The sequence below is a fragment of the Mesorhizobium sp. CCNWLY176 genome, assembly GCF_037153935.1.
GTDB lineage: Bacteria > Pseudomonadota > Alphaproteobacteria > Rhizobiales > Rhizobiaceae > Mesorhizobium_M > Mesorhizobium_M zhangyense.
In genome coordinates this window covers 237,949-261,812 of the sequence record NZ_JBBBDZ010000007.1, presented here as the reverse complement: position 1 = coordinate 261,812, position 23,864 = coordinate 237,949, and the positions used below count along the sequence as shown (strand labels likewise).

Here is a 23,864-nt window from a genome sequence, read left to right as displayed (position 1 = left end):
CCGTTTCCCGGCGGTTCAATCAGAAGCGGCGACGAGCGCCATGCCCTCGAAATAGTGATAGCCGACCGCCGTTGCCAGAACGGTGTGCGGAATTCCTTCGAAAGGTTTTTCCACCGTCGCGTCAAAGGCCGGGTAGGCGGCCTTGCGGTCGATGGCGAGCGCTGCCAGTGCAACGGCGAAAGGAAACTGCGCTTCCTTCATGTGGCCCGTAAGCGTTCCGAAGGCACGCGCGGCGAGGGCGGCGTTCTTTTCGAATGCGGCCTTCTCGGCCTTTGTCGCGGCATGCGCACCCGATGCGCCCGATAGGGTCAGCAACGGGCCGACCAGCAGGGCGGTTTTTTCAAGCATCGCGCCGACGATCTCGGCGAGGTCTTCCTTGCTGCGCCGGGCACGGCCGGAAATCACCGGGCCGAGCTGTGCGTAGATATGGCGTCCGCGCGCCTTGGCGTGTTCGCGTGATTCGAGCACGAGGAAGGCAGCACCCGATCCGCTGACGACGCCGCCGCCTTCCGAACCATCGCGCTGCCATACCGGCTTCCACGGGCCGCGATGCAGATAGCCGCCGAGTTCGTAGCCGAGCAGCATGTCGGAATGCTCGGTCTGGAATGCGCCGCCGACCAGCATGTGAGTCGACTGGCCCGAGCGGATGCGCGCCGCAGCCGTTTCCACGGCCGAGACGCCAGCACCTTCCTCGCCCATGAAGGTGCGGGACGAGCCGGTCACCTTGTGGACGATGGAGATGTTGCCGGCGAGCAGATTGGAAAGCTGCGCCAGGAACAGCGTCGGGCGCAGTTCGGTCGTCAGTTTTTCGTTGAGCAGCACGTCGCGGTCGTTGCGGCTTTCGGAAGCGGCGAGGATGGCGTTGTCGACCGTCTCGTCGCGCTCACCGCCGCCGGCAGCCACCACCATGTCCATGGTCGCGCAGAGCGCTTCATCGGCTTTGATACCGGCGTCGTCCAGCGCAAGGCCGGCCGTATAGGTGCCGAGCCGCTGCCAGGTTTCCATCTGGCGCTGGTCACCGCGCTTGGCGATCTGCAGGCCCCAGTCGATCTCCGGCAGGGGATGGATGGAATAAGGCGCATAGCGCGACGAATCGACAACCGGCTCAGCGCCGGCTGCGGTCAATTTCTGCCAATGCGCATCGGTGCCTTCGCCAAGCGAAGAGACAAGGCCGATACCGGTGATGACGACGTCGTGTGCGCTCATGGGCGGTTGTTGTCGGTCGGGCGGCCTGTCCCCGTCAAGGGGGTCAGACTGCTGCCTTTGCCGCGACGAGGCCGTCGATCTTGGCGCAGAGGTTCTTCATCAGGAAATATTCGTCGGTGGATGCCTTGCCGTCATTGACGTCCTGCGTCCACTTTTCCAGCGGCACCTTGATGCCGAATTCCTTGTCGATCGCGAACACGATGTCGAGGAAATCAAGGCTGTCGATGCCTAGATCGTCGATCGTGTGGCTTTCCGGGGTGATGGTGTCGATGTCGATCTCGCTCGTGTCGGCGATGATCTTGGCAACTTTCTCGAATGTCGTGGACACGGCTTTTCCTTCAAGTGCGGGCGGATTCCATCCGCGCATGTTTGTTCGGCTCTCTAATCCGTTTTTCCGGGCAGGAAAAGACCAAATCGGCCTTTACCGGCTAGGCGCAGGGGAAGCATGAGCAATTCCCATGCCATCAATTGAAGACGATTCGCCCCAGAATATGCAGTCCCTCACCCTCCGGGCGCACGATCACGGCCTCGCCTTCTCGCGCTGGCCCGCCGGTAAGTGCGGTGATATTTTCCAGATGTGTGACGAGAATAAGGTTGCCAGAGCCACTGTATGAGCGGATTTCCTGCATGACCGCCTCGTCCTGTGCCTTGAGCGTTGAACCATCCGGGGTGGGGCGGTCGAGTGCGGCGAAGGGTTCGACGATACGGTCGCCGAACGCCAAGCGGGCGGTTTCAAGCGCGTTGCAGTAGCGGCTGGACAATACGCGGTCGGTGGTGTCGGCGCGGGCTGCGAAAAGTGCGCCGATCTTGCGCGCCTGCTGCTTGCCGCGATCCGACAGATTTCGTTGCGTGCCGCATTTCTCGATGTCGAAACTGGTTGGCTCGCCGGTTCCGGGCGTCATTGCGTGGCGAAGAAGCACGACATGGCCGCCGTCGCGCAGCAATGCCCAGCCCGCTTCCGTGGCTTGTGCCGACGATAGCGAAAACAATAAAAACAAGGCGATGACGAATTTCTGCATGCGTAACCCTAACCCCACAAGAGGGATATAGGGATGCGAAACCATCATGAAAGGCAAGCCGGGCGAGATGTCGGTGGCGATTGCGCTAGAGCCTTCGCTCGCCTATCACGGAAAAAATGTCTCCTCTCGTCGAAACCGTCCTTTTCGTATTCGGACTTGTCGCGCTCGGCTATCTCGCCGGGCTGACCGGCTATTTGAAGTCTGAGGTGGGCGACGCGCTTTCGCAGTTCGCGGTCGGGGTCGCTCTGCCGATCCTGTTGTTCCGCACGATGGTGAGTGCCGATTTCCATGGCTCGGCGCCATGGGCGCTTTGGGCGACATATTTTACAGCGGTGGCGGTCGTCTGGACTGCCGGCCATCTCGTTATGACCAGAATATTCGGCCGCGATTCCCAGGCTGGCGTCGTTGGCGGCGTCGCCGCGTCCTTTTCCAACGTTCTTCTGCTTGGCATTCCGTTCATGCTCGGCGTGTTCGGGCAGGAGGGTTTTGAGATATTGTCTCTGATCATCTCGGTGCATCTGCCGACAATGCTTGCCGCCTCGATCATCCTCTTTGAGGTTTTCGGCGAAAAGAAAGATGGGCGTGTCCATCCATGGCGGGCGGTTCGTCATTTTTTGCGCAGGCTTTACAAGAATCCACTGATAGTCGGCATTTTTGCAGGTCTGGTGTGGCGCATAACTGGCGCGCCGCTGCCTAGTCTTGCGGCTCATTTGATCGACGCACTGGCTGATATTGCCGGCCCGATTGCTTTGTTCTCGATGGGGCTTGGCCTGCGCAAGTTCGGCATTTCGGGAAATGTCCGACCCGCGCTCGTCCTTTCGACGCTGAAACTCTTTCTCATGCCCGCAGTGGCGCTCGGCGCCGCCTGGCTTTTTGGACTGCCACCGCTGACTGCGAAGGTGGCAGTTGCGACTGCCAGCCTGCCGGCTGGCGTCAACTCCTACCTCATTGCCACCCAGTTCGGCACCGGGCAGGCGCTTGCCTCGAACCAGATGACCATCGCCACTGCCTGCGCCGTCGTTACAACGGCGCTGTGGCTGACGATCGCCCAGATAGTTTTCGGATAGCGCTGGACCACTCGGTCCATGGGCCAAGGCGATTGATCCAGCAGCACTCCCTAAGGTAAGAGGTGGCGCGATCGTCGATCGAGCCTATATTCAAGGCCAGACACGACGGCCCGCCGGGCGCTGCGTTCGTCCGGTTCATCGAATTCCAGAGGATCAGCGTGCTCTGACGCGCTGCACGAGAGGCGAGAACGATGTTGCAGAAAACCAGCCACTTCATGAAGCAGGCAAACCTCATCAACGGCGAATGGGTGCAGGCCGATTCCGGCAACACCATCGACGTGATCAACCCGGCGACGGGCCTCAAGATCGGCACCGTTCCGCGCTCTGGCGCTGCTGAAACTCGCCGCGCCATCGAGGCTGCCAGCGAGGCCTTCAAGACCTTCCGCAAGACCTCGGCGCTCGAGCGCTCCAAGTGGCTCCGCAAGCTGCATGACGCCATCATGGATAATCAGGACGCACTTGCCGAACTGCTTACGCTCGAGCAGGGCAAGTCGCTGACCGAAGCCAAGGGCGAAGTCGGTTCGTCGGCGGCTTACGTGCTGTGGTTCGCCGAAGAAGCACGCCGCGCCTATGGCGATGTCGTGCCGTCGCCATGGGCAGACCGCCGCATCCTTGTAACCAAGGAGCCCGTCGGCGTCATCGCCGCGATCACGCCGTGGAATTTTCCGTCCTCGATGCTGTCGCGCAAGATCGGACCCGCACTCGCCGCCGGCTGCACCGCGGTGGTCAAGCCTGCCTCGCAGACGCCTTACTCCGGTCTTGCCTGGGGTGCGCTGTGCGAAGAAGTCGGCATCCCGAAGGGCGTCGTTAACATCATCACCGGCTCGGCAGGCGAGATCGGCGACGAGATCTGCGCCAATCCGCTGGTCAAGAAAATTACCTTCACCGGCTCGACTGAGGTCGGCAAGATGCTGATCGAGAAGTCGGCCTCGACGGTCAAGAAGGTTTCGATGGAACTCGGCGGCAACGCGCCGTTCCTGGTCTTCGACGATGCCGATCTCGACCGCGCGGTCGAAGGCGCCATCACCGCGAAGTTCCGCAATTCGGGCCAGACCTGCGTTTGCACCAACCGCTTCTTTGTGCAGGCAGGCATCTATGACAAGTTCGTCGAGAAACTGGCCGCTGCCTCCAACAACCTCAAGGTCGGTCCCGGCCTGGAGGCCGGCGTGCAGCAGGGCCCGCTGATCGACGAAAAGGCTGTCGAGAAGGTCGAGGAATTCATCGCGGACGCGACCGCTAATGGCGGCAAGGTCGTTGCCGGCGGCAAACGCCATGCGTTGGGCGGTTCCTTCTTCCAGCCGACCGTCATTGCCAACGCCACGCCGAAAATGAAGTTCATGAAGGACGAGATTTTTGGTCCCGTCGCACCCGTCTTCAAGTTCGAAACCGAAGAAGAAGGCGTGGCGCTCGCCAACGATACCGAATTCGGTCTCGCTTCCTACTTCTACACCGGCGATCTGGGTCGCGCCTTCCGCGTGATGGAAGGCCTGAAATACGGCATGGTCGGCGTCAATGAAGGCCTGATCACCACACCGGAAGCGCCGTTCGGCGGCGTCAAGGAATCGGGCCTCGGCCGCGAAGGTGGCCATCAGGGCATGGATGACTATCTCGACACCAAATATGTCTGCATCGGCGGCCTCGGCCTCTGATCTGCGTCAGGCATTGACCGTCCGATGGGACGCATGGTGCCTCGATAATTGAAATCGATCGACAACCCCAGAAACCGGTTCCGGTTTCTGGGGTTGTTTGTTAGAGCGCTTGTCTGGCATAGCCATCCAGGCGGCCGGATTCGTGCCTGATCGGAGGGGATATGGCGAACGGCGAAGTCTTCGGCACAACGGGCGACGGCAAGCCTGTTCAGCGGCTTTCGATCGCTTCGGGCGGGCTTACGGCAAACATCATCACCTGGGGCGCGGTCGTTCAGGACCTGCGCCTGGCCGATCACGATGCGCCGCTGGTGCTCGGTTTTGAGCGTTTCGAGGATTATCTCGCATCGCCCGGTTACTTCGGCGCCATAGCCGGGCGTCATGCCAACCGCATCCGCGACGGGCGCTTCATGCTTGATGGCAAGCGTTTCCAGATCGATCAGGGCAAGCCCGAGGCGCATGGCCTGCATGGCGGCTCGGAAGGGTACTTCACCAGAGTCTGGGATGTGATTGATAATGGGCGGGATTTCGTCACGCTCGGCCTGCACGATCCCGACGGCGCGATGGGCTTTCCTGGTTCACTGGACGCGCGCTGCACCTATCGCATCAAGGGGTCCGGCACACTTTCGGTCGAACTCACGGCGACCAGCGACGAGCCGACGCTGTGCAATCTGGCGCAGCATTCCTATTTCAATCTCGACAATGGCGGCAGCGGCGACATTCTCGATCATCGCCTGATGCTCGGCGCTGCTGCCTATCTTCCGGTGGATCAGAAACTCATCCCCACTGGGGTTGTGCAGCCAGTCGAAGGCACGCAATTCGATTTCCGGCAGGCCCGCCCATTGTGCGCCACCAAGGGTGAGGCGCAGATCGACTACGACAACAATTTCTGCCTTGCCGCGGCGCGTGGGCCGTTAAAACAGGCTGCGTGGCTGCAAGGCGCTTCCTCGGGCGTCGAGATGGAGGTCTGGACGACTGAGCCAGGCATCCAGCTCTATATCGGTCAGTTCGTCGCGCCCGAAGCCAAGGGGCTCGGCGGACGCCGCTACAAGGCCTATTCAGGTCTGTGCCTTGAGGCACAGACCTGGCCGGATTCGCCCAATCGGCCGTACTTCCCACAGGCCGTGCTGCGGCCGGGGGAAACCTACCGGCAGGTGACAGAATACCGGTTCCGGGCAGGCTGATCTTACCGATCGAATGCCAGTTTCAAAATATCGAAGGGCGCCAGCGCGCCGCGCACCTGCACGACCGCTCCAGCCACGCGATGGGCGCGCTTCACGGCGTCTGTCGGCGCAATGCCGAGCAGGCGGGCCGACAGGTAGGCGCCGTTGAAGCTGTCGCCCGCACCGGTCGTGTCGACCGGCAGGACGGAGACCGCTGGGACCGAGACGGTGTTCTCGTAATGCGAGATGAGGGCGTCGTGCTCGCCGTTCTTGACGACGATCTCCGCGACGCCGGCCTTCTCTAGCCGCGCGATAGTGACTTCGGGCGAAGCATCCCCGTAAAGTTCCTGCTCGTCGGGAAAGGTCGGCAGGGCGATATCCGTCACTTTCAGCGCTTCGCCGATCGCTTCGCGAGCGGTGGCAACGTCCGGCCAGAGGCGTGCGCGATAGTTTGGATCGAAGGCGATATGGCAGCCATGCGCCCGCGCCGTCGCGATGGCCTGCAGCAGCGTGCGCCTGGCTGCGGGCTCCAGAATTGCCAAAGTGATTCCGGAAAAGTACGCAAGTGACCGATTTTCAAGGCTTTTTGCCAATGCGGCGGCATTGCTGGCGAGCTGGCGCGCGGCGGCGTCACCCCGCCAATAGGTGAAGGATCGCTCCGCCCCCGTCAGCTTGATCGCATAGAGGCCGGGGCGGGCGCCGGGAATGACCGGGCTCGAAGCGATGCCGATATCGTGCTCGCGAAAGAAGGCGATCTGGTCGGTCGAGAAGGGGTCGTCGCCGAAGGCCGAGACGAAGTCGACGTGATGGCCCGGGCTCAAGGCGCGCATCGCCCACAGCGTGTTGAACGTGTCGCCGGCGAAACCCATGCGCCAGACCTGCGAGCTTTGCCCCGACAGTTCGATCATGCATTCGCCGATCGCTGCAATGCCGTTTGTCATCCCTATCTCCTCTCGCCGCTCCGACGTTTTAGCGTGTCGAGGGTGTACTGGCTACTTCCCTGATATGGAAGGATATTTGGCTGCTTTTCGTTACTGTCTTCACAGACTAACGTGCCGCTTGCGCAAACGGGATTCGGCGAGGAGTGCGAAAATGATTTCCAACTGGCGTTATCTCGTCGCGATCATCGGCATTGCGGCCATCGCTGCCATCGCTTTCTCCAAGATGCACATGGAGCCGCCGCCGTCCGAACTCGACCTTGCACGCTCCAAACCGAGCGAAAAGGGTATTTATGCCGTCTCGATTGACCCGGAGGCGGGGGAGGTGAAGCAGGGCGAGCTTCACAACTGGATCGTTGCGTTGAAAACGCCGGACGGGAAGGCCGTCGACGGTGCGAAGATCGCGGTCGATGGCGGCATGCCGCAGCATGGTCACGGCCTGCCGACGGCGCCGCAAATGACCGGCGAGCTTGGTGAGGGCCGCTACCGCATTGAAGGCGTGAAATTCAACATGGGCGGCTGGTGGGAGCTGAAATTCGCCATTGCTGCGCCGCAAGGTGATGATCACGTGGTGTTCAATCTGGTGCTCTAGCCATGCGCCGTCTCCTTTCGTCAGTTTCCATCGCCGTGATTGTCGCGGCTGGGTTGCTGACAGCGTGCAAGCCGCCGGAGTTGACCGAGGCGGAGAAGAAGACGGTTGCCTCCCTGTCGCTTTCGGCACTGCCGCCGCTACCGCCTGATCCGACCAACAAATATGCCGATCTGCCGGCCGCCGCCGCCTTCGGGGCGACGTTGTTCTTCGAACAGCGGATGAGCATCGATGGCGTGGTGTCATGCGCCACCTGCCATCAGCTCGACCGGCAGTTCCAGGACGACCTGCCGCTGGCCAAGGCCATCGGCACCACCGATCGCCGCACAATGCCGCTGGCCGATGTGGCGCGCAGCCCGTTCCTGTTTTGGGATGGCCGACGCGACAGCCTGTGGGCGCAGGCGCTGACGCCGCTGGAGGAGCCCCGCGAGCACGGCGGCAACCGCACCTTCCATGCGCATTTCATCAAGGCTCATCTCGCCGACCGCTACGAGCGGATTTTCGGACCGTTGCCCGATCTTTCCGCCTTGCCGGCAAATGCCGGGCCTCTCGGCAACGATGCCGAAAAGGCTGCCTGGGCTGAAATGAGCGAGGACCAGCGGCAGGCGGTCAACCGCGTATTCTCCAATCTCGGCAAGGCGATAGCCGCTTTCGAGCGCACGATCGTTCATGAAAAAACGCGCTTCGACCGCTTTGCCGATGCCATTGCCGCCAGGAAGACGCCCGAAAGCGATGCGGCACTTTCCGACGAAGAAATCTATGGCTTGCGGCTTTTCACCGGCAAGGCGAACTGCATCGAGTGTCATAACGGCCCGCGCTTCACCGACGACCATTTCCACAATACCGGCATTCCCGCCGTCGCCGGCCTGCCGGAAGATCTGGGTCGCGAGACGGCGGTGAAGCAGGTTCAGGACGACCCGTTCAACTGCCTCGGCGCCTACAGCGATGCCGGCCCGGAAGCCTGCGGCGAGCTTCGCTTCATGGTGACCTCCGGCCCGCAACTCACGCGCGCCTACAAGACGCCATCGCTGCGGGGTGCCGGAGGGAGGCCGCCTTATATGCATGCCGGCCAGATCAAGCGGCTCGAGGATGTCATCGACCACTATGTCCGCGCGCCGGCAAGCCCGAGCGGAAAATCGGAAGTCGTGCCGCTGTCGATCTCGGAGCGCGAGCGGGCGGCGTTGATCGCTTTCCTGAAGACGATCTCCGACTAACGATCCTTCACCGTCTCCATGGCCACGAAGGTCGATGTCTGCGCGACGTGGGGCAAGGCCGAAATGCGCTCGCCCAGCACGCGGCGATAGGCGGCGATGTCGGTGGTGCGGACTTTCAGCAGGTAGTCGAAACTTGCCGCCATCATGTGGCATTGCTCGATCTCGCGCACGGCTTGCACCGAACGGTTGAAGGCATCGAGTGCTGCAGAGCGCGTGTCCGACAATTTCACCTGCACGAAGGCGACATGGCCTTCGCCCATGCGTTCGCGGTCGATCACCGCCGAATAGCCGCGGATGAAGCCGTCCTGCTCCAGCCGCCGCACGCGTGCCTGCACCGGCGTTTTCGAGAGGCCGACCTGCGCGGCAAGTTCGGCCATGGAAAGCCGGCCGTCGCGCGAAAGTGCTGCCAGGATGTTGCGGTCGATGCGGTCCAGTTGGTCTTTTGACATTCGAAATGAAGTCCAGAGATGTAGGAAACTGACTAATCTATAGTCTATTTAGGCTTTCTAGCGCAATATTTTGGACCGATTGAAAAACGGGGTTATGATAGATCTCGAAGCCGTCTCCAAACCGTTTCAGCGCCAGCAGGATGTCCATGACCGCTCCATTGCTCGACACCATTCGTACCCAGATACGCGCCAACTATCTGCCCGACGAAGACGAGGCTCTGGCCCGGCTTGTCGAGACGGCGAGGCTGAGCAAGACCGAGCGCAAGGCGATCACGGCGCGGGCGGTGCAACTGGTCAAGGCGGTGCGCGGCTCCACCGATCCGCGGCTGATGGAAGTGTTTCTGTCCGCCTACGGCCTCTCCACCAAGGAAGGCGTGGCGCTGATGTGCCTGGCCGAAGCGCTGCTGCGCGTGCCCGACACGCAGACCATGGACGACCTGATCCAGGACAAGATCGCCCCGCATGACTGGTCGGCACATTCGGGCGGGTCGAGCTCGATCTTCGTCAACGCCTCGACATGGGCGCTGATGCTGACCGGCCGGGTGCTGGACGAGGGCGAGGACGGCATTGCCGGCACGCTGCACAACATGGTGCGCCGGCTTGGCGAGCCGGTCATCCGCAAGGCTGTGGCAGCGGCCATGCGCGAAATGGGCGAGCAGTTCGTGCTTGGCCGCACCATCGCCGAGGCCGTCAAGCGCGGCCGCTCGATGACCGCCAAGGGCTATCTCTATTCCTACGACATGCTGGGCGAGGCGGCTCGCACCGAGGCCGATGCGCTGCGCTATCATCGCGCCTATGCCGACGCGATCTCGTCGCTCAACAGCGGCTCGAACAGCCCGGATATCCGCACCAATCCGGGCATTTCGGTGAAGCTGTCGGCGCTCCATCCACGCTACGAAGTGGCGCAGAAGGAGACCATGCTGCCGGTGATGGCCAAGCGCCTGCTGTCGCTGGCGGTCGCGGCGCGTCACGCCCGCATGGGGCTCAACATCGACGCTGAAGAGGCCGACCGGCTCGACCTGTCCCTCGATGTCATCGAGCGCGTTCTGGCCGATCCGGAACTGGAAGATTGGGATGGTTTCGGCGTGGTCGTACAGGCCTATGGCCCGCGCTGCGCCTTCGTCATCGACTGGCTCCATGCGCTGGCCAAGCGGCTCGACCGCCGCATCATGGTGCGGCTGGTCAAGGGCGCTTACTGGGACACCGAGATCAAGCGCGCGCAGACACTCGGCCTCGATGGCTATCCGGTGTTCACGCGCAAGGTCAATACCGACGTTTCCTACATCGGCTGCGCCAAGAAGCTGCTGTCGATGACTGACCGCATCTACCCGCAATTCGCCACCCACAATGCGCATACGGTTGCGGCGATCCTGGCGATGGCGCCCGACCGCGATTGCTTCGAGTTCCAGCGTCTGCACGGCATGGGCGAATCCCTGCACGAGACTGTGCGCAAGACCGAGGGCAGCCGCTGCCGCATCTATGCGCCCGTCGGTGCACATTCCGATCTGCTCGCCTATCTCGTCCGCCGCCTGCTCGAAAACGGCGCCAATTCCTCCTTCGTGCATCAATTGACCGACGAGGACGTGAAGCCCGAAGACATCGCGCGCGATCCGATCGAGGCTGTTGAAACGCAGGGTCTGGCGGCGAACCCGGCCATTGCGCGGCCCTCCGAGATTTTCGGAGCAGGGCGGCTCAACGCCAAGGGGTTTGATATCACCGACCCGGTGACGCTGGCGGCTATCGACAAGGCCAGGCTGGACTTCGCCACGCCTGAGCGCTGGGCGGCAAAGCCTGTCACGCGCGCTGCCGGCTATGGCAGCCAGCGCAAGCTCGTCAATCCGGCCAAGCCGGGCGATATTGTCGGCACGGTGCACGAAGCTGCTGCCAAGCAGGTGTCAACGGCCGTGCGCATCGCGGTGGAAGTGCAGCCGGCCTGGGCAAAGCGCCCGGTTGGCGAGCGGGCAGCGATCCTGCGCCGTGCCGCCGATCTCTACGAGACCAATGCCGTCGAGTTCTTCGCGCTGGCGACGCGCGAGGCCGGCAAGTCGCTCGCCGATGGCGTGGCGGAAGTGCGCGAGGCAGTCGACTTCCTGCGCTATTACGCTGCCGAGGCCGAAAAGGCCGAGGCGGGCACGGTCGCGCGCGGCGTCATCGCCTGCATCTCGCCATGGAATTTCCCGCTGGCGATCTTCACCGGCCAGATTGCGGCAGCGCTGGTCACTGGCAACAGCGTGGTTGCCAAGCCGGCCGAGCAGACGCCGCTGATCGCTGCGCGCGCGGTTGAACTGCTGCGCAAGGCCGGCATTCCCGAAGATGTCATCCAGCTTCTGCCGGGCGACGGCCCGTCGGTCGGTGCGCCGCTGACTGCCGATCCGCGCATTGCCGGCGTCTGCTTCACCGGCTCGACCGAGGTCGCCAAGCTGATCGAGAAGCAACTGGCCGAGACGGCGGCACCCGACGCCATGCTGCTTGCCGAAACCGGCGGCATGAATGCGATGATCGTCGATTCCACCGCTTTGCCCGAGCAGGCAGTGCGCGACATCGTCGCCTCCGCTTTCCAGAGTGCGGGCCAGCGTTGTTCGGCGCTGCGCATTCTCTATGTCCAGAAGGACGTCGAGAAGAAGATGCTGGAAATGCTGGAAGGCGCGATGAAGGCGCTGAGCGTCGGCGATCCGTGGTCGATCTCGACCGATGTCGGGCCGGTCATCGATGAGGAGGCGCAGAATTCCATCCGCGATTATTGCGGCAAGATGGAAGGCAAAGGCCGCCTGATCGCCAAGCTCGATGCGCCGGCAAGTGGCCGTTTCGTTGCGCCACACGTCTTCCGCGTAAAAGGCATCGAGGAGATGGAGCGCGAGATTTTCGGGCCGGTGCTGCATGTTGCGACATTCGAAGCCGACGATCTCGACAAGGTCATTTCCGCCATCAATGCAAAGGGTTACGGCCTGACCTTCGGCCTGCACACACGCATCGAAGGGCGCGTGCAGCATCTTGTCGATCGCATTCATGCCGGCAATATCTATGTCAACCGCAACCAGATCGGCGCAGTCGTCGGCTCCCAGCCTTTCGGCGGCGAGGGGCTTTCTGGCACTGGACCCAAGGCTGGCGGGCCGCATTATCTGCGCCGTTTCCGCAAAGCGGAAGGTGCCTCTGCCGTCGAGGCCGAAGGCAAGCTGCTTTCAGCCGCCGATCTTGCCGAGCAGTTTCCCGATGCAACGCTGGGCGGCTGGAATGTTGCTGCCGACCGCATCATGGTTCTGCGGAAGCACCTGCGCGGCAAGGGTTCGGCCGGCATCGCGGCAGCTGCGGCCATCGACTACGGGCAGATCGATCTGCCTGGACCGACGGGCGAGGCCAACACGCTGGCGCTGAACCCGCGCGGCCGTGTCCTGTGTCTTGGCCCGGACGGCGAAACACTTCTTGCACAGGTCATCCAGGCGCTTGCCGCCGGTAATGCCGTGCTGGCGGTCGCGCCCGGTGCTTCGGTGGCCGTCAATGCGCTTACCGGCAAGGGCTTGCCGATCATGGCAATCGACGGCGTGGCGTCTGCGGCTTCGTTGAAGTCACTCGGCGTCGATGTCGTCGCCTTTTCCGGTTCGCCGGAGCGGGCGCGGGAAATCCGGCAGGCGCTGGCGGCGCGGAAAGGGCCGATCGTGCCCTTGATCAGCGAAGTGCTTTATCCCGCAGCCTACGCGCATGAGCGCGCCGTATGCGTCGACACGACTGCTGCCGGCGGCAATGCGAGCTTGTTGGCGGGAGCGTGATTACACTTCTTCCGGCGCGCAACCAAAACGCAGCAGGTTGCCGTGCGGGTCGTGGACGTAGAATTCCTTCATGTTCCACGGCCTGACAGTGAACGGGCTCAGTTTCTCCACGCCGCGGCGTGAAAACTCGGCATGCAACGCCGGCACCTCGCCGCCGCGAATGTAGCAGGACGAAACCTCAGGCAGCGCGCGGTCGGCGGTATACCAGAAATGAATTTCCATCTCGCCGCGCCGGACGATCAGATAGTCTTCCATTTCCGGCTGGATGACCTCGAAGCCAAGCCGGTCGCGATAGAAATCCCGGCTCGCCCTGATGTCGGGCGAGGGCAGGACCGGGATCGTCCGTGCGAAATCGATGGCTTCGGCCATTTCAGGCGCCTTCGACGACCGAGAATCCCTCGAACTGAGGATGGCCGATATAGGCGGGTTTGGTCGCACCGGCGTTCTTGTGGGCGGCGCGGAAGTTTTCCGACTTCGTCCAGGCGACAAAATCCTCGTAGCTTGCCCAGACCGTGTGCGAGGCAAACAGGGTATAGCCTTCAGCCTCGTTCAAAGACCCGCGCAGGAGATGAAACTCCTTGAACCCGGTCATTTCCGAAAGCTTCGAATCCCGGCCTTTCCAGACATTCTCGAAAGCCTCTTCCGAGCCTGCCTGCACCTTGAAGCGGTTCATTGCGATATACATTTTCGTCTCTTTCAGATGTTGCGCCGGGAAGGCGCATGTTCTCTTGGCGCATTGCGCGCTTCGTCGGTGGTCGGAAACCTGATTACCCCATCCGGCGTCTCGGAGCCAAGTTTCGTGACCGGGTTCGGACCTGCCTGAACCGATCCCGTGTCCTGATGGTGGCCAATATCCACGACATTTGAATTCTGTGCGGTCACATTTTCGCGCCCGCGCAGAAGCGCGAGCAATTCAGGTCTAAGGCCGTCGCCGCGTGAGGTGGCGAGGCTGTGAAGTCCGGTCAATGGCAGCATGAAGGTCTTTCCTCATTGAAGTTCGGCATGCGGCCATAGAGCCCGGCAGCGGGAAGAGCCGTCACACGCCGAAGGCTATTCCGGTTTTCGTTTCTGTCTTGAGCTGGCGCATGCAGGCGGCGGGCTCGACGCCTTCGCCGGCGCACTCCGTCGCGTGATTGATCAGCACCCGGCTGATCTTGCCGCAATCGGCCCCAGTGAGATCGAAGCGGGTCACCTTGGTCTTGCCTACCGGCAGTTCCTTGAAATCGAGGACTGTCAGGCGGTCAACGACGCCGCTTTCATTGAACAGCGCGATCTCGAAGGCCGCCCTGGAGAGTTCGGAGCCGAGCGCGTTATTGACCACGAAGGTCAGCCGGCAGCCCTTGTCGGAGGGCTGGGCGCCGTTCAGTTCGAGGGTCAGGGCAGGCGCCGGCGCGGTTTCCTGAGAATGCGCTGAGGCAATCGGCAGGCATGAAATCGCCGCGGCTGCGACGATGAGACGGGCTGAAGTCAGGGTGGTGTTCATGGATATCCCCAATTGGCTGGTCTGGTCGTTTCAAAAAACTCACCGGCGAATGGCTTCGCCGGTGAGCGCTGGAGTGTCGCCTCGTTCCGGGAGGTCAGAACTGGAACTGCGTCGACACGTGGAATGTCCGGCCCTGGCCGGAGCCGATGGTGCTCAGCGCCGGTGTGTATTGCTTGTCGAACAGGTTGGTGACCTTGAAAGCCACATCCACATTCTCGTTGACCTTGTAGTTCGTGAACAGGTCGACGGTCGTGTAGCTCGGCGTCTTCACGTTGATCGGCGTGAAGGTCGGATCATTGGCATTGCCGACATTCGTCACCCCGTTCGAGACATAGTTGACCCGTGTGCCGACCTCCAGCTTCTGCTTGAGGAAGCGCCCACCGAGTGTCAGAGCGACGATGTCGTCCGGCAGGTAGCTCAGCGCCCCAAGGCCCGGCTGCTGGCTCGGCAGCTTGGTGTCGGTGTGCGTGTAGGCGATACCACCGAAAGCCAGGCCGAGATCATAGGTAGCGGCAAGCTCGATGCCGCTCTGGCGTGCTTCACCCGGAACATTCACATATTCGAACATGAAGAACTGCGGATTGAAGCGGGCCGCGATGAAATCCTCGACCTTCATGTTGTAGTAGCTGGCCTTGACCCGCAGGCTGTCATCGGCAGTGAACAGGCCGTCGCGTTTCACATTGACGCCGACTTCCCATCCCTTTTGCGATTCGGGCTTCAGGTCTGGATTGGGCAGGAAGCTTGCCGAAGTGCCGCCGGGATGATCGCCGCCGACCATGGTTTCCTGCACGGTTGGTGCGCGCATCGACTGCGAATAGGTGACATAGGGCTGAAACCAGTCGAGTGGTTTGACCGCCAGCGTTACCTTCGGATTGAGCGCCCCCTTCGACTGGTCGACGGTATAGGCGCCACCCGCACGGGGCCCTGCATCGGCTGTTCCGTCCAGATTGTAGAAGTCGTAACGCAGCGCGCCGACCAGTTCGAACATGCCGTAGGTGAAGGTGTTTTCCGAAAACACCGCACCGGTGCGGCTGTGGGCATTGGCGGGGTTCACGCCGCCATTGATCGAGGTGACCTTGTCCGTAAAATATTCAACGCCGTTTTCGGACTTCACCGCGATCTCACCGAAATCCATCAGCGAGGTGTTGGACACGTCGAACCCGACACCGCGGTCATTGATCTTGCGTCCTACGGAGGTCGCAAATGGCGATGTACTTTTTAGATATTCCATCTGGATGTCGTTGTAGTAGCCGTTGACCTTGAGATGGATCAGGTCGTTTCCTGTCGGGTCGTAACGATAATTGGCAGTCGCCGTGCGATTCTTGACCTGCTGCTCGTAGGAGTTGGCGGTGAAATCATTCTGGTAGAAGATGCCGCCGAGCGAGAGGCGGTGATCCTCGCCGAAGCCGAAATCGGCCTTCAACAGGCCCGACACCAGATCCTGCCCGGTATATGGCACAGTCTCACCGTCACCGTTCTTGAAGTCGTTGGAATCGCGCTTGCTGATTGCCGCTGCAAGTCCGACCGCATCCCGCTTCACACCGCCCGCCAGCATTTCGGAGAAGCCGACGCCGTTGCTGCCCCAGGAGGCGCGGCCGAGCAGGCCGTATTCCTGGCCGTCACGCACGATGTCCTCGACGCCGATGGTGCGGAAATTGACAGAGCCGGCCAAGCCGCCGCCGCCCGCCGTTGAAACAGCGCCGCGCTCGACATCGATCTCTGTCAGGAAGTTGGGATCGACATAGGTGAAGCCGCCGGCCTCATGGCCGGTGAAGCGGAAGCTCTGGCGCACGCCGTCGATCATCGAATTGACGCGGCCCGAACCTTCGAAGCCGCGAATGTTGACGGCAATGCCCGGCTGCTGCGGGTTTTCGCGGGTAAACGTCCCTGGCACCGAGCGCAGAACGTCGTCGAGGTTTTCACGCCCGAGCTTTTCGAGCGTCTTCTTGTCGACTTTGCCGACGCTCGCCGGGACGTCCTCCGGCTCGCCAGTGCCGTCTCCGGCACCTGCTCGCCCGCTGGTGATGACAACGCGCTCAAGCTGCGTCACGCGATCCTGCTTTTCGGCCTCGTTCGTTTCCTGGGCTCTTGCCCCGATTGTTCCGACCAATACGGTCACTGCCGCTCCGCCAAGCAGAACAGCCATATTTCGTGCCACCAGCCCCATGTCCCAAAGCTCTCCGGTATGTGTTTCATGCGTGCTGGCTCGGTGCTTGCTGGCATTTTTTCATTGATGCCGGAGTGATTTAAATCTTGACTAGTTTACTCCGGTATTGCACTGACTATTGAACATGATGTTTTGAGTCAAGATTGATTTCAAGGCCGGAACAGAGGTCGTCCGACAGGGGAGGCCAAGTTCCAAAACGAAAGGGTCCGACGACCATGAACAGCCACAATCACCAGGACTTCCACCACCGCAACCGGCGGCCTTTCAACGAAGCGCCGCGGCGTCCCGAACCGCAGCATTTTCCGACACGCACAGTCTTGAGTTCATCGCTCTTCAACGGTGACCACGAGATCGGCATCGACCATGGCGGATCGCTCTACCGGCTGAAGATCACCCGCCAGGGCAAGCTCATCCTCAACAAGTAAGCTCAGGACTTTTCCATGGACGCTCGCGTTAAACCCGCGCCACAAGCAATCCGTCTGGCGAGAGCCGACAATCCCAAAATGCGCGAACGCGATCTCGCAAGCCAACTCGGCATCTCCGAGGCCGAGTTGGTTGCGGCGCATTGCGGCGAGGGGGTCGTTCGCGTGGAGCCCCGCGTCAATGACCTGCTGACCGGCCTCGAGTCCGTCGGCGAGGTGATGGCGCTGACCCGCAATGAAAGTGCCGTCCATGAAAAAATCGGCATCTACGACAAGGTCGTAACCGGCAACCACAATGCCATGGTGCTCGGCGAAAACATCGACCTGCGCATCTTCCCGAATGTCTGGGCGCATGGTTTTGCCGTTGAGAAGCGCGATGGCGGCGAAATCCGCCGCAGCCTGCAATTCTTCGACAAGGAAGGCGAGGCGGTGCACAAGGTGCATCTGCGCGGCACCTCCAATCTCTATGCCTATCAGAAGCTCGTGGCCGATCTCGCCTCCGTCGATCAGAGCGAGACGGTGAACCTTAGCTATGAAGATAACACAGAAACCGAGGCTGCCTCGGCGGAGGTTTCAACCAGCATCGACGATTTGCGCGATCGCTGGAGCAAGCTTACCGACACGCATCAGTTCTTCGGCATGTTGCGCACATTGAAACTGTCGCGCCAGCAGGCCGTTCGGATGGTGGGGCAGGACTATGCCTGGCTGGTCGACAACGATGCGTTGGCCGCGATGCTGCATCATGCCGCCGAGGGCGAGACGCCGATCATGTGCTTTGTCGGCAATCGCGGCTGCATCCAGATCCATTCCGGCCCGGTGAAAAACATCAAGCCGATGGGGCCGTGGATCAACATTCTCGATGAAACCTTCCATATGCATCTCAGGATGGACCACCTTGCCGAGGTCTGGGCGGTGCGCAAGCCGACCAAGGACGGTCACGTCACCTCGCTCGAGGCCTACGGTGCCGACGGGAAGATGATCATACAGTTCTTCGGCAAGCGGCACGAAGGGCAGAGCGAGCGCGAGGACTGGCGCTTCATTGCCGAGAACCTGCCGCGCATTCCGGCTTCGACGGCGGCCTGAGGGGCAGTTCCATGACCATCTTCAATCGTATTGCCCGCGGCGCATGTGCTGCTTTCGTGGCTGCGTCCGTCATCGGCGCAGCGACAGTCGCATCCGCGGAAGAAGGCAAGGCCGTATTTCCCGACACGTCGCGGCTCGTTTCCATCGGTGGATCGATAACGGAAATCGTCTATGCGCTGGGCGAGGAGGGCAAGCTGATCGCCCGCGATTCGACCGGCACGTACCCCGAGGCGGCGAAAGCGCTGCCAGATGTCGGCTATATGCGGGCGCTGTCTCCCGAAGGCGTGCTGTCGGTCAATCCATCCGGCATTCTGGCGCTTGCCGGCAGCGGTCCGAAGGAAGCCGTTGATGTCCTGAGGAAAGCCAGCGTCACCTTCATCGAAGTGCCTGAAACTTTCGATCATACTGGAATCCTGGAAAAAATCCGGGTCGTCGGCAAGGCGCTGGGTGCCGACGCCAAGGCCGACGCTCTCGAAGCCTCTGTCGATGCCGATCTCAAGGAGGCCGAAAAACTCACCGCCGATGTGAAAGAGCGCAAACGCGTGCTGTTCATCCTCAGCATGCAGGGCGGCAAGATACTGGCTGCCGGCAGCGACAATGCCGCAGACGGCATCATCAAGCTGGCGGGCGGCGTCAATGCCGTCGAAGGTGTGCCGGGTTACAAGCAGCTTTCCGAGGAAGCGGTGGTGACCGCCAAGCCGGACATCATTTTGATGATGAACCGCGGCGGTGATCATTCGGCCGCCGCTGACGATCTCTTTGCCCATCCGGGCATCGCGTCTACGCCGGCGGCCGAGAACAAGAGACTGGTGCAGATGGATGGCAGCTACCTGCTCGGCTTCGGCCCGCGCACCGCTGGCGCCATTCGTGATCTTGCCGTCGCCCTTTATGGCGACGCGATCAAGGACTGAACGGAAAGACCGTGGCGGATACATTGGCCGACAGGTTCGGCAACATTGAAAAACGAGCCGCAGCGGGCGACCGCTCGGCGCGCGCAAAGTTTGCGATCGGTCTTCTGTGCCTCTTGCTTGCGCTGACCGTATTGTTCAGCCTTGCCTCCGGCGCATCGGATGCTTCGGCCATCACCGTCGTGCGCGACTGGCTGTTTCCGTCGCTGTCGGACGGTTCTGCCTTGTCCGCGCGCGACCGCATCATCGTCTATGACATCCGCCTGCCGCGCGTCATTCTCGGCGTGCTGATCGGGGCTGCCCTTGCTGTGTCCGGGACGGTCATGCAGGGCCTGTTCCGCAATCCGCTGGCCGATCCCGGCCTCGTCGGTGTCTCATCGGGTGCCGGCCTTGGCGCGATCGTCATCATCGTGCTCGGCGGCACGGTGCTCGGGCCGGTGCTGGCGATATTCGGCATCTACACGCTGCCGCTTGCCGCCTTCTTCGGTGGCCTGGCGACAACCTTGCTGCTCTATCGCGTTGCGACCAGGCGCGGCCAGACATCCATCGCCACGATGCTGCTTGCAGGCATCGCACTTGGCGCGTTGACGGGGGCGCTGTCCGGCATCCTCGTCTATCTCGCCGACGACCGGCAGCTTCGTGATCTGACCTTCTGGGGGCTCGGCTCACTGGCGGGCGCGACCTGGACCAAGATTGCAGCGGCCGGGCCGATCATCGTGCTTGTGCTGATCGTCTCGCCGTTCCTGGCGCGCGCGCTCAACGCGCTGGCGCTGGGTGAGGCGACTGCCAACCATCTTGGCATTCCGGTTCAACGCTTCAAGAATGTAGCGATCGTCGCGGTCGCTGCGGCCACCGGCGCTTCGGTTGCCGTCAGCGGCGGCATCGGCTTCGTCGGCATCGTCGTGCCGCATCTGCTGCGCCTGCTGATCGGGCCGGACAACCGCTATCTGCTGCCGGCTTCCGCACTGCTGGGCGCGTCCATGCTGCTCGTTGCCGATGCCATCAGCCGCACCATCGTCGCGCCGGCGGAGCTGCCGATCGGCATCATCACGGCGTCCGTCGGCGGGCCGTTCTTCCTATGGATATTGCTGCGCAAGCGCGGCCTCCTGGATCTCTAGAGGCGAAGATCATGATCGAAGCCCGCGACGTCTCCGTATCCATAGGTGCCAAGCGCATCATCTCGAATGTCGATTTCGATATGAGGCCGGGCGAGGTGGCGGCGATCGTCGGGCCGAACGGTTCGGGCAAGACGACTTTTCTGAAGGCTCTTACGGGAGAGTTGCCCTACAGCGGCAAAATCGCCCTCAACAATCGCAACCTCTCTGGTTTGAAATCCTGGGAGGCCGCTGCCATGCGCGCGGTGCTGCCGCAGGCGACGGCACTTTCGTTCCCGTTCACGGTGCGTGAAATCGTCAAGCTCGGGCTTCTGGGTGGACGTTCCGGCGCGCTGCCGGGTGAGGACGACCGCCTGCCGGAGCGGGCGCTGTCGCGCGTCGATCTCGACGGCTTCGCTGGGCGCTACTATCAGGAGCTTTCCGGCGGCGAGCAGCAACGGGTCCAGCTTGCCCGCGTGCTCTGCCAGGTCTGGGCGCCGGTGCTGGATGGCAAGCCGCGCTATCTGTTCCTCGACGAGCCGGTTTCCAGCCTCGATATCAAGCACCAGCTCATCATCATGAACATCGCCCGCGATTTCGCCCGGCGCGGCGGCGGGGTGGTGGCGATCCTGCACGACCTCAACCTGACGGCGATGTTTGCCGACCGCATCTTCGTCATGCATCGCGGCAGACTGGCAGCCGCCGGCTCGCCGCAGGATGTGCTCAGCGACGAGCTGATCTCGAAGGTGTTCGAATGCAAGCTGAAGGTTGGCGCGCTGCCTGCCGGCAACGTGCCGTTCGTGCTCCCGCAATCGGCGGGGCTTTAGGCTCGACTGCTAAGCAGCAGGCGCGCGGCGCTCGACCAGAAGATCGATGCCGAGCAGGTTGCGCACATTAGGCCGTGCCTTGACCAGGTCGGCAATCGTGTAGCCTGCCAGCACTTCGAAGAAGGCGTTCAGTGCTTCTCGCAGCGCCGAGTTCAACGCGCAGCTGTCGACCAGCGGGCATTCGGCCGCATCGTTCTCGAAGCATTCGGCCATGGCGAAATTCTCTTCCGTCACGCGCACTACGTCGAACAGATTGATCTTGTCGGCAGCGCGACCGAGCCGGACGCCACCATTGCGGCCGCGCACGGTTTCCACCAGGCCGTTTTCGACCAGCGGCTGCAGGATCTTGAACAGGAATAGTTCCGACACGGAATAGGCAGCGGCGATTTCGGGAATCCGGCTCAGCCGGTCGTCATTGGCAGCGCAATACATGAGGATGCGCATGGCGTAGTTCGTCTGGCGGGTGAGCCGCATGGTCGTTTCCTTCGCAGCACCGGCTGAAACCGATTTCCGAACGGCTCAAGCCAAGACAGGCGCGATCTCTCGAGTCGTTGGATCGCTTTTATTCCTGAATATGGCCTACAGTCTAGAATAATTCCAGACAAGAAGCGAAAAATACCTTCTCTTTTTGGTCATATTTTCGGCATTGATGGGTGTGGCTGCATCCGGTATTCCATTTTTGCAATGCTGACCTTTACGTAAAGGGATTGCATTTCATGGTGCGGTGCACAATATAACCGCTGTCGAGAGTCGTAGACTCGGGGAGGAACCCACGAGAAGTACGACAATGCAGAACAATACGATCAATCATCTCCCGCTGACCGGCATCATCAGGCAGCTCCGGCCTTCCGACCTCCCGCGCTTCCGCGAACATCTTCTCAGGCTCGATGCCGTGAGCCGGCGTGACCGCTTCAATGGCGCGACGGACGACGATTTCATCGCCAGCTATGCCGATCGCAGCTTCGCACAAGGCACTACCGTCATCGGCTATGTCGAAGACGACAAGGTCTTCGGTGCGGCCGAACTGCACGAACGGCCTGAAATTGCCGAGCCGACCGGCGAGATCGCCTTCAGCGTCGAGCGCCATCTTCAGCACCGCCATATCGGCGGGCGCCTGTTCGAGCGCCTGATCGCCAATGCGCGCGGGCTGGGCTACACCAAACTTCTGGTGACGACCCATCCGCAGAATGTCGCGATGAAGGCCTTGGCGCGCAAGTTCAACGCAGCGCTTTCCTTCGAGGACGGCGAGACCGTAGGCGTTATCGACCTCGGCCAGCGTTCCTTTGCCGCGCTCGATCTCGTCGCTCCCAAACCGTTCGGCCTGTCGCCGCTGCGCGATGTTCCCAAGATGCTTGCCGGCAGGTGAGGGCGTCTGTCCCGCGTTCGCCCTTGATCCTGCCTGTAGCAAAGGCCCGCGCAAGCGGGCCTTTTTCATGTCTTCCATTAGGTAAAGCCCCATATGTCTGGCGAACCGAATGGCGGGACCGTTCATGGATGATAGTGTGCGGCCCTTTCGAGAACCGGATGAATATATGAATCAGGCATCGGCAATCAGCCCGGAAAACGCGGAAAAACTCACGGCCTTGCGCCGTACCAAGTTCGTCGCCACCGGCGCTTTGTGCCTCTGCGTTGCCGTCTTCGCCACGGCGAAGCTGTTGCAGCCGCGTTTTCCGTGGCTCGGCTTTGTAGCGGCTTTCGCCGAGGCCGCCACCATCGGCGGCCTGGCCGACTGGTATGCGGTGGTGGCACTGTTCAAGCGGCCGCTGGGCCTGCCGATCCCGCATACGGCGATCATTCCGTCCAATCAGGAGCGTATCGCCGACAATCTTGGTCGCTTCATCGAGGTCAATTTCCTGGCGCCGGGTCCGGTGCGCGAAAAGCTTGGCGAGGTGGATTTCTCCGCTCTCGTCGCCGACTGGCTGTCCGACCGGCAGCGCGCCGAAGGGCTGTCCCGTTTTGTCGCCCGCCTTGTGCCACAGACACTCGCGGCCATCGATCAGTCCGGCCTGCGCAGTTTTGTTTCGGACCGCATGCTGGAGCAGGTGGAAAAGGTGCCGCTTGCACCTCTGGCCGCCGAACTTCTATCTGCATTCACCGATGATCGCCGTCACCAGAAACTGTTCGAGCAGTTCACCAAGGTCGTCGGCAAATTCCTTTCCGACGAGGAAGCGCTTGCCACGATGCGCGAAAAGATCCGCGAGGAACTGCCTTCGCTGTTCAATCTGTTCCGCGCCGACGCCTATCTGCTCAAGAAGATCGTCGCTTCCGCTGGTTCGCTGCTGGAAGAGGTGCGGGCCGATCAGGATCATCCGATGCGGCAGGAGTTCGACCGTTTCGTCGAAAAATTCATCACCGACCTGCGCAATTCCAAGACATATGCGAAACGCGCCGAAAAGCTGAAGCGTGATTTTCTCGCCCGGCCCGAGCTCAAGGCTTTGGCCGGCGACATGTGGGAAAGCCTGCGCAACCTGATCGAACAGGATGCGCGCGCCGAAAACTCGATGATCCGCAGCCATCTCGCTGGCATGTTCGTCGAGGTCGGCCGCCAGCTTGCCGGCGACGAAAAAATCCGCGCCGACATGAACCAGGGTTTTGTCGTGGCGCTGGCCTCCTTCGTCGAAAGCCAGAAAAGCGGTGTCTCGAGCTTCATCGCCGAGCAGGTGAAGCGCTGGGATCTCGGCCAACTCACGCGCCTCATCGAAATGAACATCGGGCGCGACCTGCAATATATCCGCTTCAACGGCATGCTCATCGGCGGCATGGCGGGGCTGGCGCTTTACGTGATCGAGCTCGTCTTTCTCGTGAATTGACCCGCGCGGTCATCG

The 23,864-nt window shown here is 61.7% G+C and carries 24 protein-coding genes; 13 read left to right on the top strand and 11 right to left on the bottom strand.

The features are described 5' to 3' along the window. Window positions 1-15: 15 nt before the first annotated feature. The 3 genes from WBQ96_RS14460 to WBQ96_RS14450 all read right to left on the bottom strand — a co-directional run bounded on the left by WBQ96_RS14460 (window position 16) and on the right by WBQ96_RS14450 (window position 2,225). Window positions 16-1,206, bottom strand: coding sequence for a beta-ketoacyl-ACP synthase (locus tag WBQ96_RS14460; protein ID WP_336550676.1), 1,191 nt, complete (start codon window positions 1,204-1,206; stop codon window positions 16-18). 43 nt (window positions 1,207-1,249) lie between these two features. Further along, window positions 1,250-1,534 carry an acyl carrier protein gene (locus WBQ96_RS14455; RefSeq protein ID WP_091912840.1) on the bottom strand — a complete coding sequence of 95 codons (285 nt, stop codon included), beginning with the start codon at window positions 1,532-1,534 and terminating at the stop codon, window positions 1,250-1,252. Between the two features lie 136 nt (window positions 1,535-1,670). Continuing rightward, window positions 1,671-2,225, bottom strand: a complete 555-nt coding sequence (locus WBQ96_RS14450; protein ID WP_336550677.1) for a histidine phosphatase family protein — start codon at window positions 2,223-2,225, stop codon at window positions 1,671-1,673. A 116-nt stretch (window positions 2,226-2,341) separates the two neighbouring features. Here WBQ96_RS14450 and WBQ96_RS14445 point away from each other — a divergent pair, with 116 nt between their 5' ends. From WBQ96_RS14445 to WBQ96_RS14435, 3 genes are all read left to right on the top strand, one after another. Beyond that, complete coding sequence (locus tag WBQ96_RS14445; protein WP_336550678.1) at window positions 2,342-3,292, top strand: AEC family transporter; 951 nt, start codon at window positions 2,342-2,344, stop codon at window positions 3,290-3,292. 191 nt (window positions 3,293-3,483) lie between these two features. Next, window positions 3,484-4,941, top strand: coding sequence for an NAD-dependent succinate-semialdehyde dehydrogenase (locus WBQ96_RS14440; protein WP_336550679.1), 1,458 nt, complete (start codon window positions 3,484-3,486; stop codon window positions 4,939-4,941). A gap of 161 nt (window positions 4,942-5,102) precedes the next feature. Next, the gene (locus WBQ96_RS14435; RefSeq protein ID WP_336550680.1) at window positions 5,103-6,122 is read left to right on the top strand and encodes an aldose epimerase family protein; all 1,020 of its coding nucleotides are present in this window, start codon (window positions 5,103-5,105) and stop codon (window positions 6,120-6,122) included. A gap of 2 nt (window positions 6,123-6,124) precedes the next feature. On the opposite strand, the gene WBQ96_RS14430 is transcribed toward WBQ96_RS14435, so the two are convergent. Continuing rightward, complete coding sequence (locus tag WBQ96_RS14430) at window positions 6,125-7,042, bottom strand: sugar kinase (RefSeq protein ID WP_336550681.1); 918 nt, start codon at window positions 7,040-7,042, stop codon at window positions 6,125-6,127. A 151-nt stretch (window positions 7,043-7,193) separates the two neighbouring features. Between WBQ96_RS14430 and WBQ96_RS14425 the strand changes: the two genes are divergently transcribed. Then, complete coding sequence (locus WBQ96_RS14425) at window positions 7,194-7,631, top strand: FixH family protein (protein WP_336550682.1); 438 nt, start codon at window positions 7,194-7,196, stop codon at window positions 7,629-7,631. A 2-nt stretch (window positions 7,632-7,633) separates the two neighbouring features. Next, window positions 7,634-8,842: a cytochrome-c peroxidase gene (locus tag WBQ96_RS14420; RefSeq protein WP_336550683.1), complete on the top strand. Its 1,209-nt coding sequence runs from the start codon at window positions 7,634-7,636 to the stop codon at window positions 8,840-8,842. Here the strand turns inward: WBQ96_RS14420 and WBQ96_RS14415 are convergent. Next, window positions 8,839-9,291 carry an Lrp/AsnC family transcriptional regulator gene (locus WBQ96_RS14415; RefSeq protein ID WP_165113086.1) on the bottom strand — a complete coding sequence of 151 codons (453 nt, stop codon included), beginning with the start codon at window positions 9,289-9,291 and terminating at the stop codon, window positions 8,839-8,841. The two genes, WBQ96_RS14420 and WBQ96_RS14415, sit on opposite strands and share 4 nt — an antisense overlap. Window positions 9,292-9,431: 140 nt before the next feature. On the opposite strand from WBQ96_RS14415, the gene putA reads away from it, so the two are divergent. After that, window positions 9,432-13,055: a bifunctional proline dehydrogenase/L-glutamate gamma-semialdehyde dehydrogenase PutA gene (putA, locus tag WBQ96_RS14410; protein WP_336550684.1), complete on the top strand. Its 3,624-nt coding sequence runs from the start codon at window positions 9,432-9,434 to the stop codon at window positions 13,053-13,055. On the opposite strand, the gene WBQ96_RS14405 is transcribed toward putA, so the two are convergent. The 5 genes from WBQ96_RS14405 to WBQ96_RS14385 form a co-directional block, all read right to left on the bottom strand. After that, complete coding sequence (locus WBQ96_RS14405) at window positions 13,056-13,424, bottom strand: bleomycin resistance protein (protein ID WP_336550685.1); 369 nt, start codon at window positions 13,422-13,424, stop codon at window positions 13,056-13,058. A gap of 1 nt (window position 13,425) precedes the next feature. Further along, a complete protein-coding gene (locus tag WBQ96_RS14400; RefSeq protein ID WP_091912399.1) occupies window positions 13,426-13,740 on the bottom strand; it encodes an antibiotic biosynthesis monooxygenase family protein in 315 nt (104 codons plus the stop codon). Window positions 13,741-13,751: 11 nt separating this feature from the next. Continuing rightward, window positions 13,752-14,030, bottom strand: a complete 279-nt coding sequence (locus WBQ96_RS14395; RefSeq protein WP_165113092.1) for a hypothetical protein — start codon at window positions 14,028-14,030, stop codon at window positions 13,752-13,754. Between the two features lie 61 nt (window positions 14,031-14,091). Continuing rightward, window positions 14,092-14,538 (bottom strand): hypothetical protein, encoded by a 447-nt coding sequence (locus WBQ96_RS14390; protein ID WP_336550686.1) that lies wholly within the window; start codon window positions 14,536-14,538, stop codon window positions 14,092-14,094. A gap of 94 nt (window positions 14,539-14,632) precedes the next feature. Further along, a complete protein-coding gene (locus tag WBQ96_RS14385; protein ID WP_336550687.1) occupies window positions 14,633-16,684 on the bottom strand; it encodes a TonB-dependent receptor domain-containing protein in 2,052 nt (683 codons plus the stop codon). A gap of 236 nt (window positions 16,685-16,920) precedes the next feature. Between WBQ96_RS14385 and hemP the strand changes: the two genes are divergently transcribed. Genes hemP through WBQ96_RS14360 form a run of 5 tightly spaced genes read left to right on the top strand, consistent with a single transcriptional unit; the run spans window position 16,921 to window position 21,039 of the window. Beyond that, entirely contained in the window at window positions 16,921-17,130 is a 210-nt protein-coding gene (gene hemP, locus WBQ96_RS14380) for a hemin uptake protein HemP (protein ID WP_165113098.1), read from the top strand. A 15-nt stretch (window positions 17,131-17,145) separates the two neighbouring features. Beyond that, window positions 17,146-18,210, top strand: a complete 1,065-nt coding sequence (locus WBQ96_RS14375) for a hemin-degrading factor (protein WP_336550688.1) — start codon at window positions 17,146-17,148, stop codon at window positions 18,208-18,210. Between the two features lie 11 nt (window positions 18,211-18,221). Continuing rightward, window positions 18,222-19,121 (top strand): heme/hemin ABC transporter substrate-binding protein, encoded by a 900-nt coding sequence (locus tag WBQ96_RS14370; protein ID WP_336550689.1) that lies wholly within the window; start codon window positions 18,222-18,224, stop codon window positions 19,119-19,121. Between the two features lie 11 nt (window positions 19,122-19,132). Beyond that, window positions 19,133-20,236, top strand: coding sequence for a FecCD family ABC transporter permease (locus WBQ96_RS14365; protein WP_336550690.1), 1,104 nt, complete (start codon window positions 19,133-19,135; stop codon window positions 20,234-20,236). 11 nt (window positions 20,237-20,247) lie between these two features. Next, window positions 20,248-21,039 (top strand): heme ABC transporter ATP-binding protein, encoded by a 792-nt coding sequence (locus tag WBQ96_RS14360; RefSeq protein WP_336550691.1) that lies wholly within the window; start codon window positions 20,248-20,250, stop codon window positions 21,037-21,039. 9 nt (window positions 21,040-21,048) lie between these two features. Here the strand turns inward: WBQ96_RS14360 and rirA are convergent, their stop codons facing one another. Then, window positions 21,049-21,513: an iron-responsive transcriptional regulator RirA gene (rirA, locus tag WBQ96_RS14355; protein WP_336550692.1), complete on the bottom strand. Its 465-nt coding sequence runs from the start codon at window positions 21,511-21,513 to the stop codon at window positions 21,049-21,051. A gap of 313 nt (window positions 21,514-21,826) precedes the next feature. Between rirA and WBQ96_RS14350 the strand changes: the two genes are divergently transcribed. Beyond that, window positions 21,827-22,405: a GNAT family N-acetyltransferase gene (locus WBQ96_RS14350; protein ID WP_336550693.1), complete on the top strand. Its 579-nt coding sequence runs from the start codon at window positions 21,827-21,829 to the stop codon at window positions 22,403-22,405. Window positions 22,406-22,571: 166 nt separating this feature from the next. After that, window positions 22,572-23,849: a DUF445 domain-containing protein gene (locus tag WBQ96_RS14345; RefSeq protein WP_336550694.1), complete on the top strand. Its 1,278-nt coding sequence runs from the start codon at window positions 22,572-22,574 to the stop codon at window positions 23,847-23,849. The last annotated feature ends 15 nt before the right edge of the window (window positions 23,850-23,864 follow it).

Coding starts and splice junctions, on each gene's coding strand:
- WBQ96_RS14415 (WP_165113086.1), bottom strand. CDS start 9,291: ATGTCAAAAGACCAACTGGACCGCATCGACCGCAACATCCTGGCAGCA.
- WBQ96_RS14425 (WP_336550682.1), top strand. CDS start 7,194: ATGATTTCCAACTGGCGTTATCTCGTCGCGATCATCGGCATTGCGGCC.
- WBQ96_RS14375 (WP_336550688.1), top strand. CDS start 17,146: ATGGACGCTCGCGTTAAACCCGCGCCACAAGCAATCCGTCTGGCGAGA.
- WBQ96_RS14370 (WP_336550689.1), top strand. CDS start 18,222: ATGACCATCTTCAATCGTATTGCCCGCGGCGCATGTGCTGCTTTCGTG.
- WBQ96_RS14450 (WP_336550677.1), bottom strand. CDS start 2,225: ATGCAGAAATTCGTCATCGCCTTGTTTTTATTGTTTTCGCTATCGTCG.
- WBQ96_RS14390 (WP_336550686.1), bottom strand. CDS start 14,538: ATGAACACCACCCTGACTTCAGCCCGTCTCATCGTCGCAGCCGCGGCG.
- hemP (WP_165113098.1), top strand. CDS start 16,921: ATGAACAGCCACAATCACCAGGACTTCCACCACCGCAACCGGCGGCCT.
- putA (WP_336550684.1), top strand. CDS start 9,432: ATGTCCATGACCGCTCCATTGCTCGACACCATTCGTACCCAGATACGC.
- WBQ96_RS14395 (WP_165113092.1), bottom strand. CDS start 14,030: ATGCTGCCATTGACCGGACTTCACAGCCTCGCCACCTCACGCGGCGAC.
- rirA (WP_336550692.1), bottom strand. CDS start 21,513: ATGCGGCTCACCCGCCAGACGAACTACGCCATGCGCATCCTCATGTAT.
- WBQ96_RS14440 (WP_336550679.1), top strand. CDS start 3,484: ATGTTGCAGAAAACCAGCCACTTCATGAAGCAGGCAAACCTCATCAAC.
- WBQ96_RS14405 (WP_336550685.1), bottom strand. CDS start 13,424: ATGGCCGAAGCCATCGATTTCGCACGGACGATCCCGGTCCTGCCCTCG.
- WBQ96_RS14420 (WP_336550683.1), top strand. CDS start 7,634: ATGCGCCGTCTCCTTTCGTCAGTTTCCATCGCCGTGATTGTCGCGGCT.
- WBQ96_RS14400 (WP_091912399.1), bottom strand. CDS start 13,740: ATGTATATCGCAATGAACCGCTTCAAGGTGCAGGCAGGCTCGGAAGAG.
- WBQ96_RS14430 (WP_336550681.1), bottom strand. CDS start 7,042: ATGACAAACGGCATTGCAGCGATCGGCGAATGCATGATCGAACTGTCG.
- WBQ96_RS14445 (WP_336550678.1), top strand. CDS start 2,342: ATGTCTCCTCTCGTCGAAACCGTCCTTTTCGTATTCGGACTTGTCGCG.
- WBQ96_RS14360 (WP_336550691.1), top strand. CDS start 20,248: ATGATCGAAGCCCGCGACGTCTCCGTATCCATAGGTGCCAAGCGCATC.
- WBQ96_RS14345 (WP_336550694.1), top strand. CDS start 22,572: ATGAATCAGGCATCGGCAATCAGCCCGGAAAACGCGGAAAAACTCACG.
- WBQ96_RS14435 (WP_336550680.1), top strand. CDS start 5,103: ATGGCGAACGGCGAAGTCTTCGGCACAACGGGCGACGGCAAGCCTGTT.
- WBQ96_RS14385 (WP_336550687.1), bottom strand. CDS start 16,684: ATGGCTGTTCTGCTTGGCGGAGCGGCAGTGACCGTATTGGTCGGAACA.
- WBQ96_RS14460 (WP_336550676.1), bottom strand. CDS start 1,206: ATGAGCGCACACGACGTCGTCATCACCGGTATCGGCCTTGTCTCTTCG.
- WBQ96_RS14350 (WP_336550693.1), top strand. CDS start 21,827: ATGCAGAACAATACGATCAATCATCTCCCGCTGACCGGCATCATCAGG.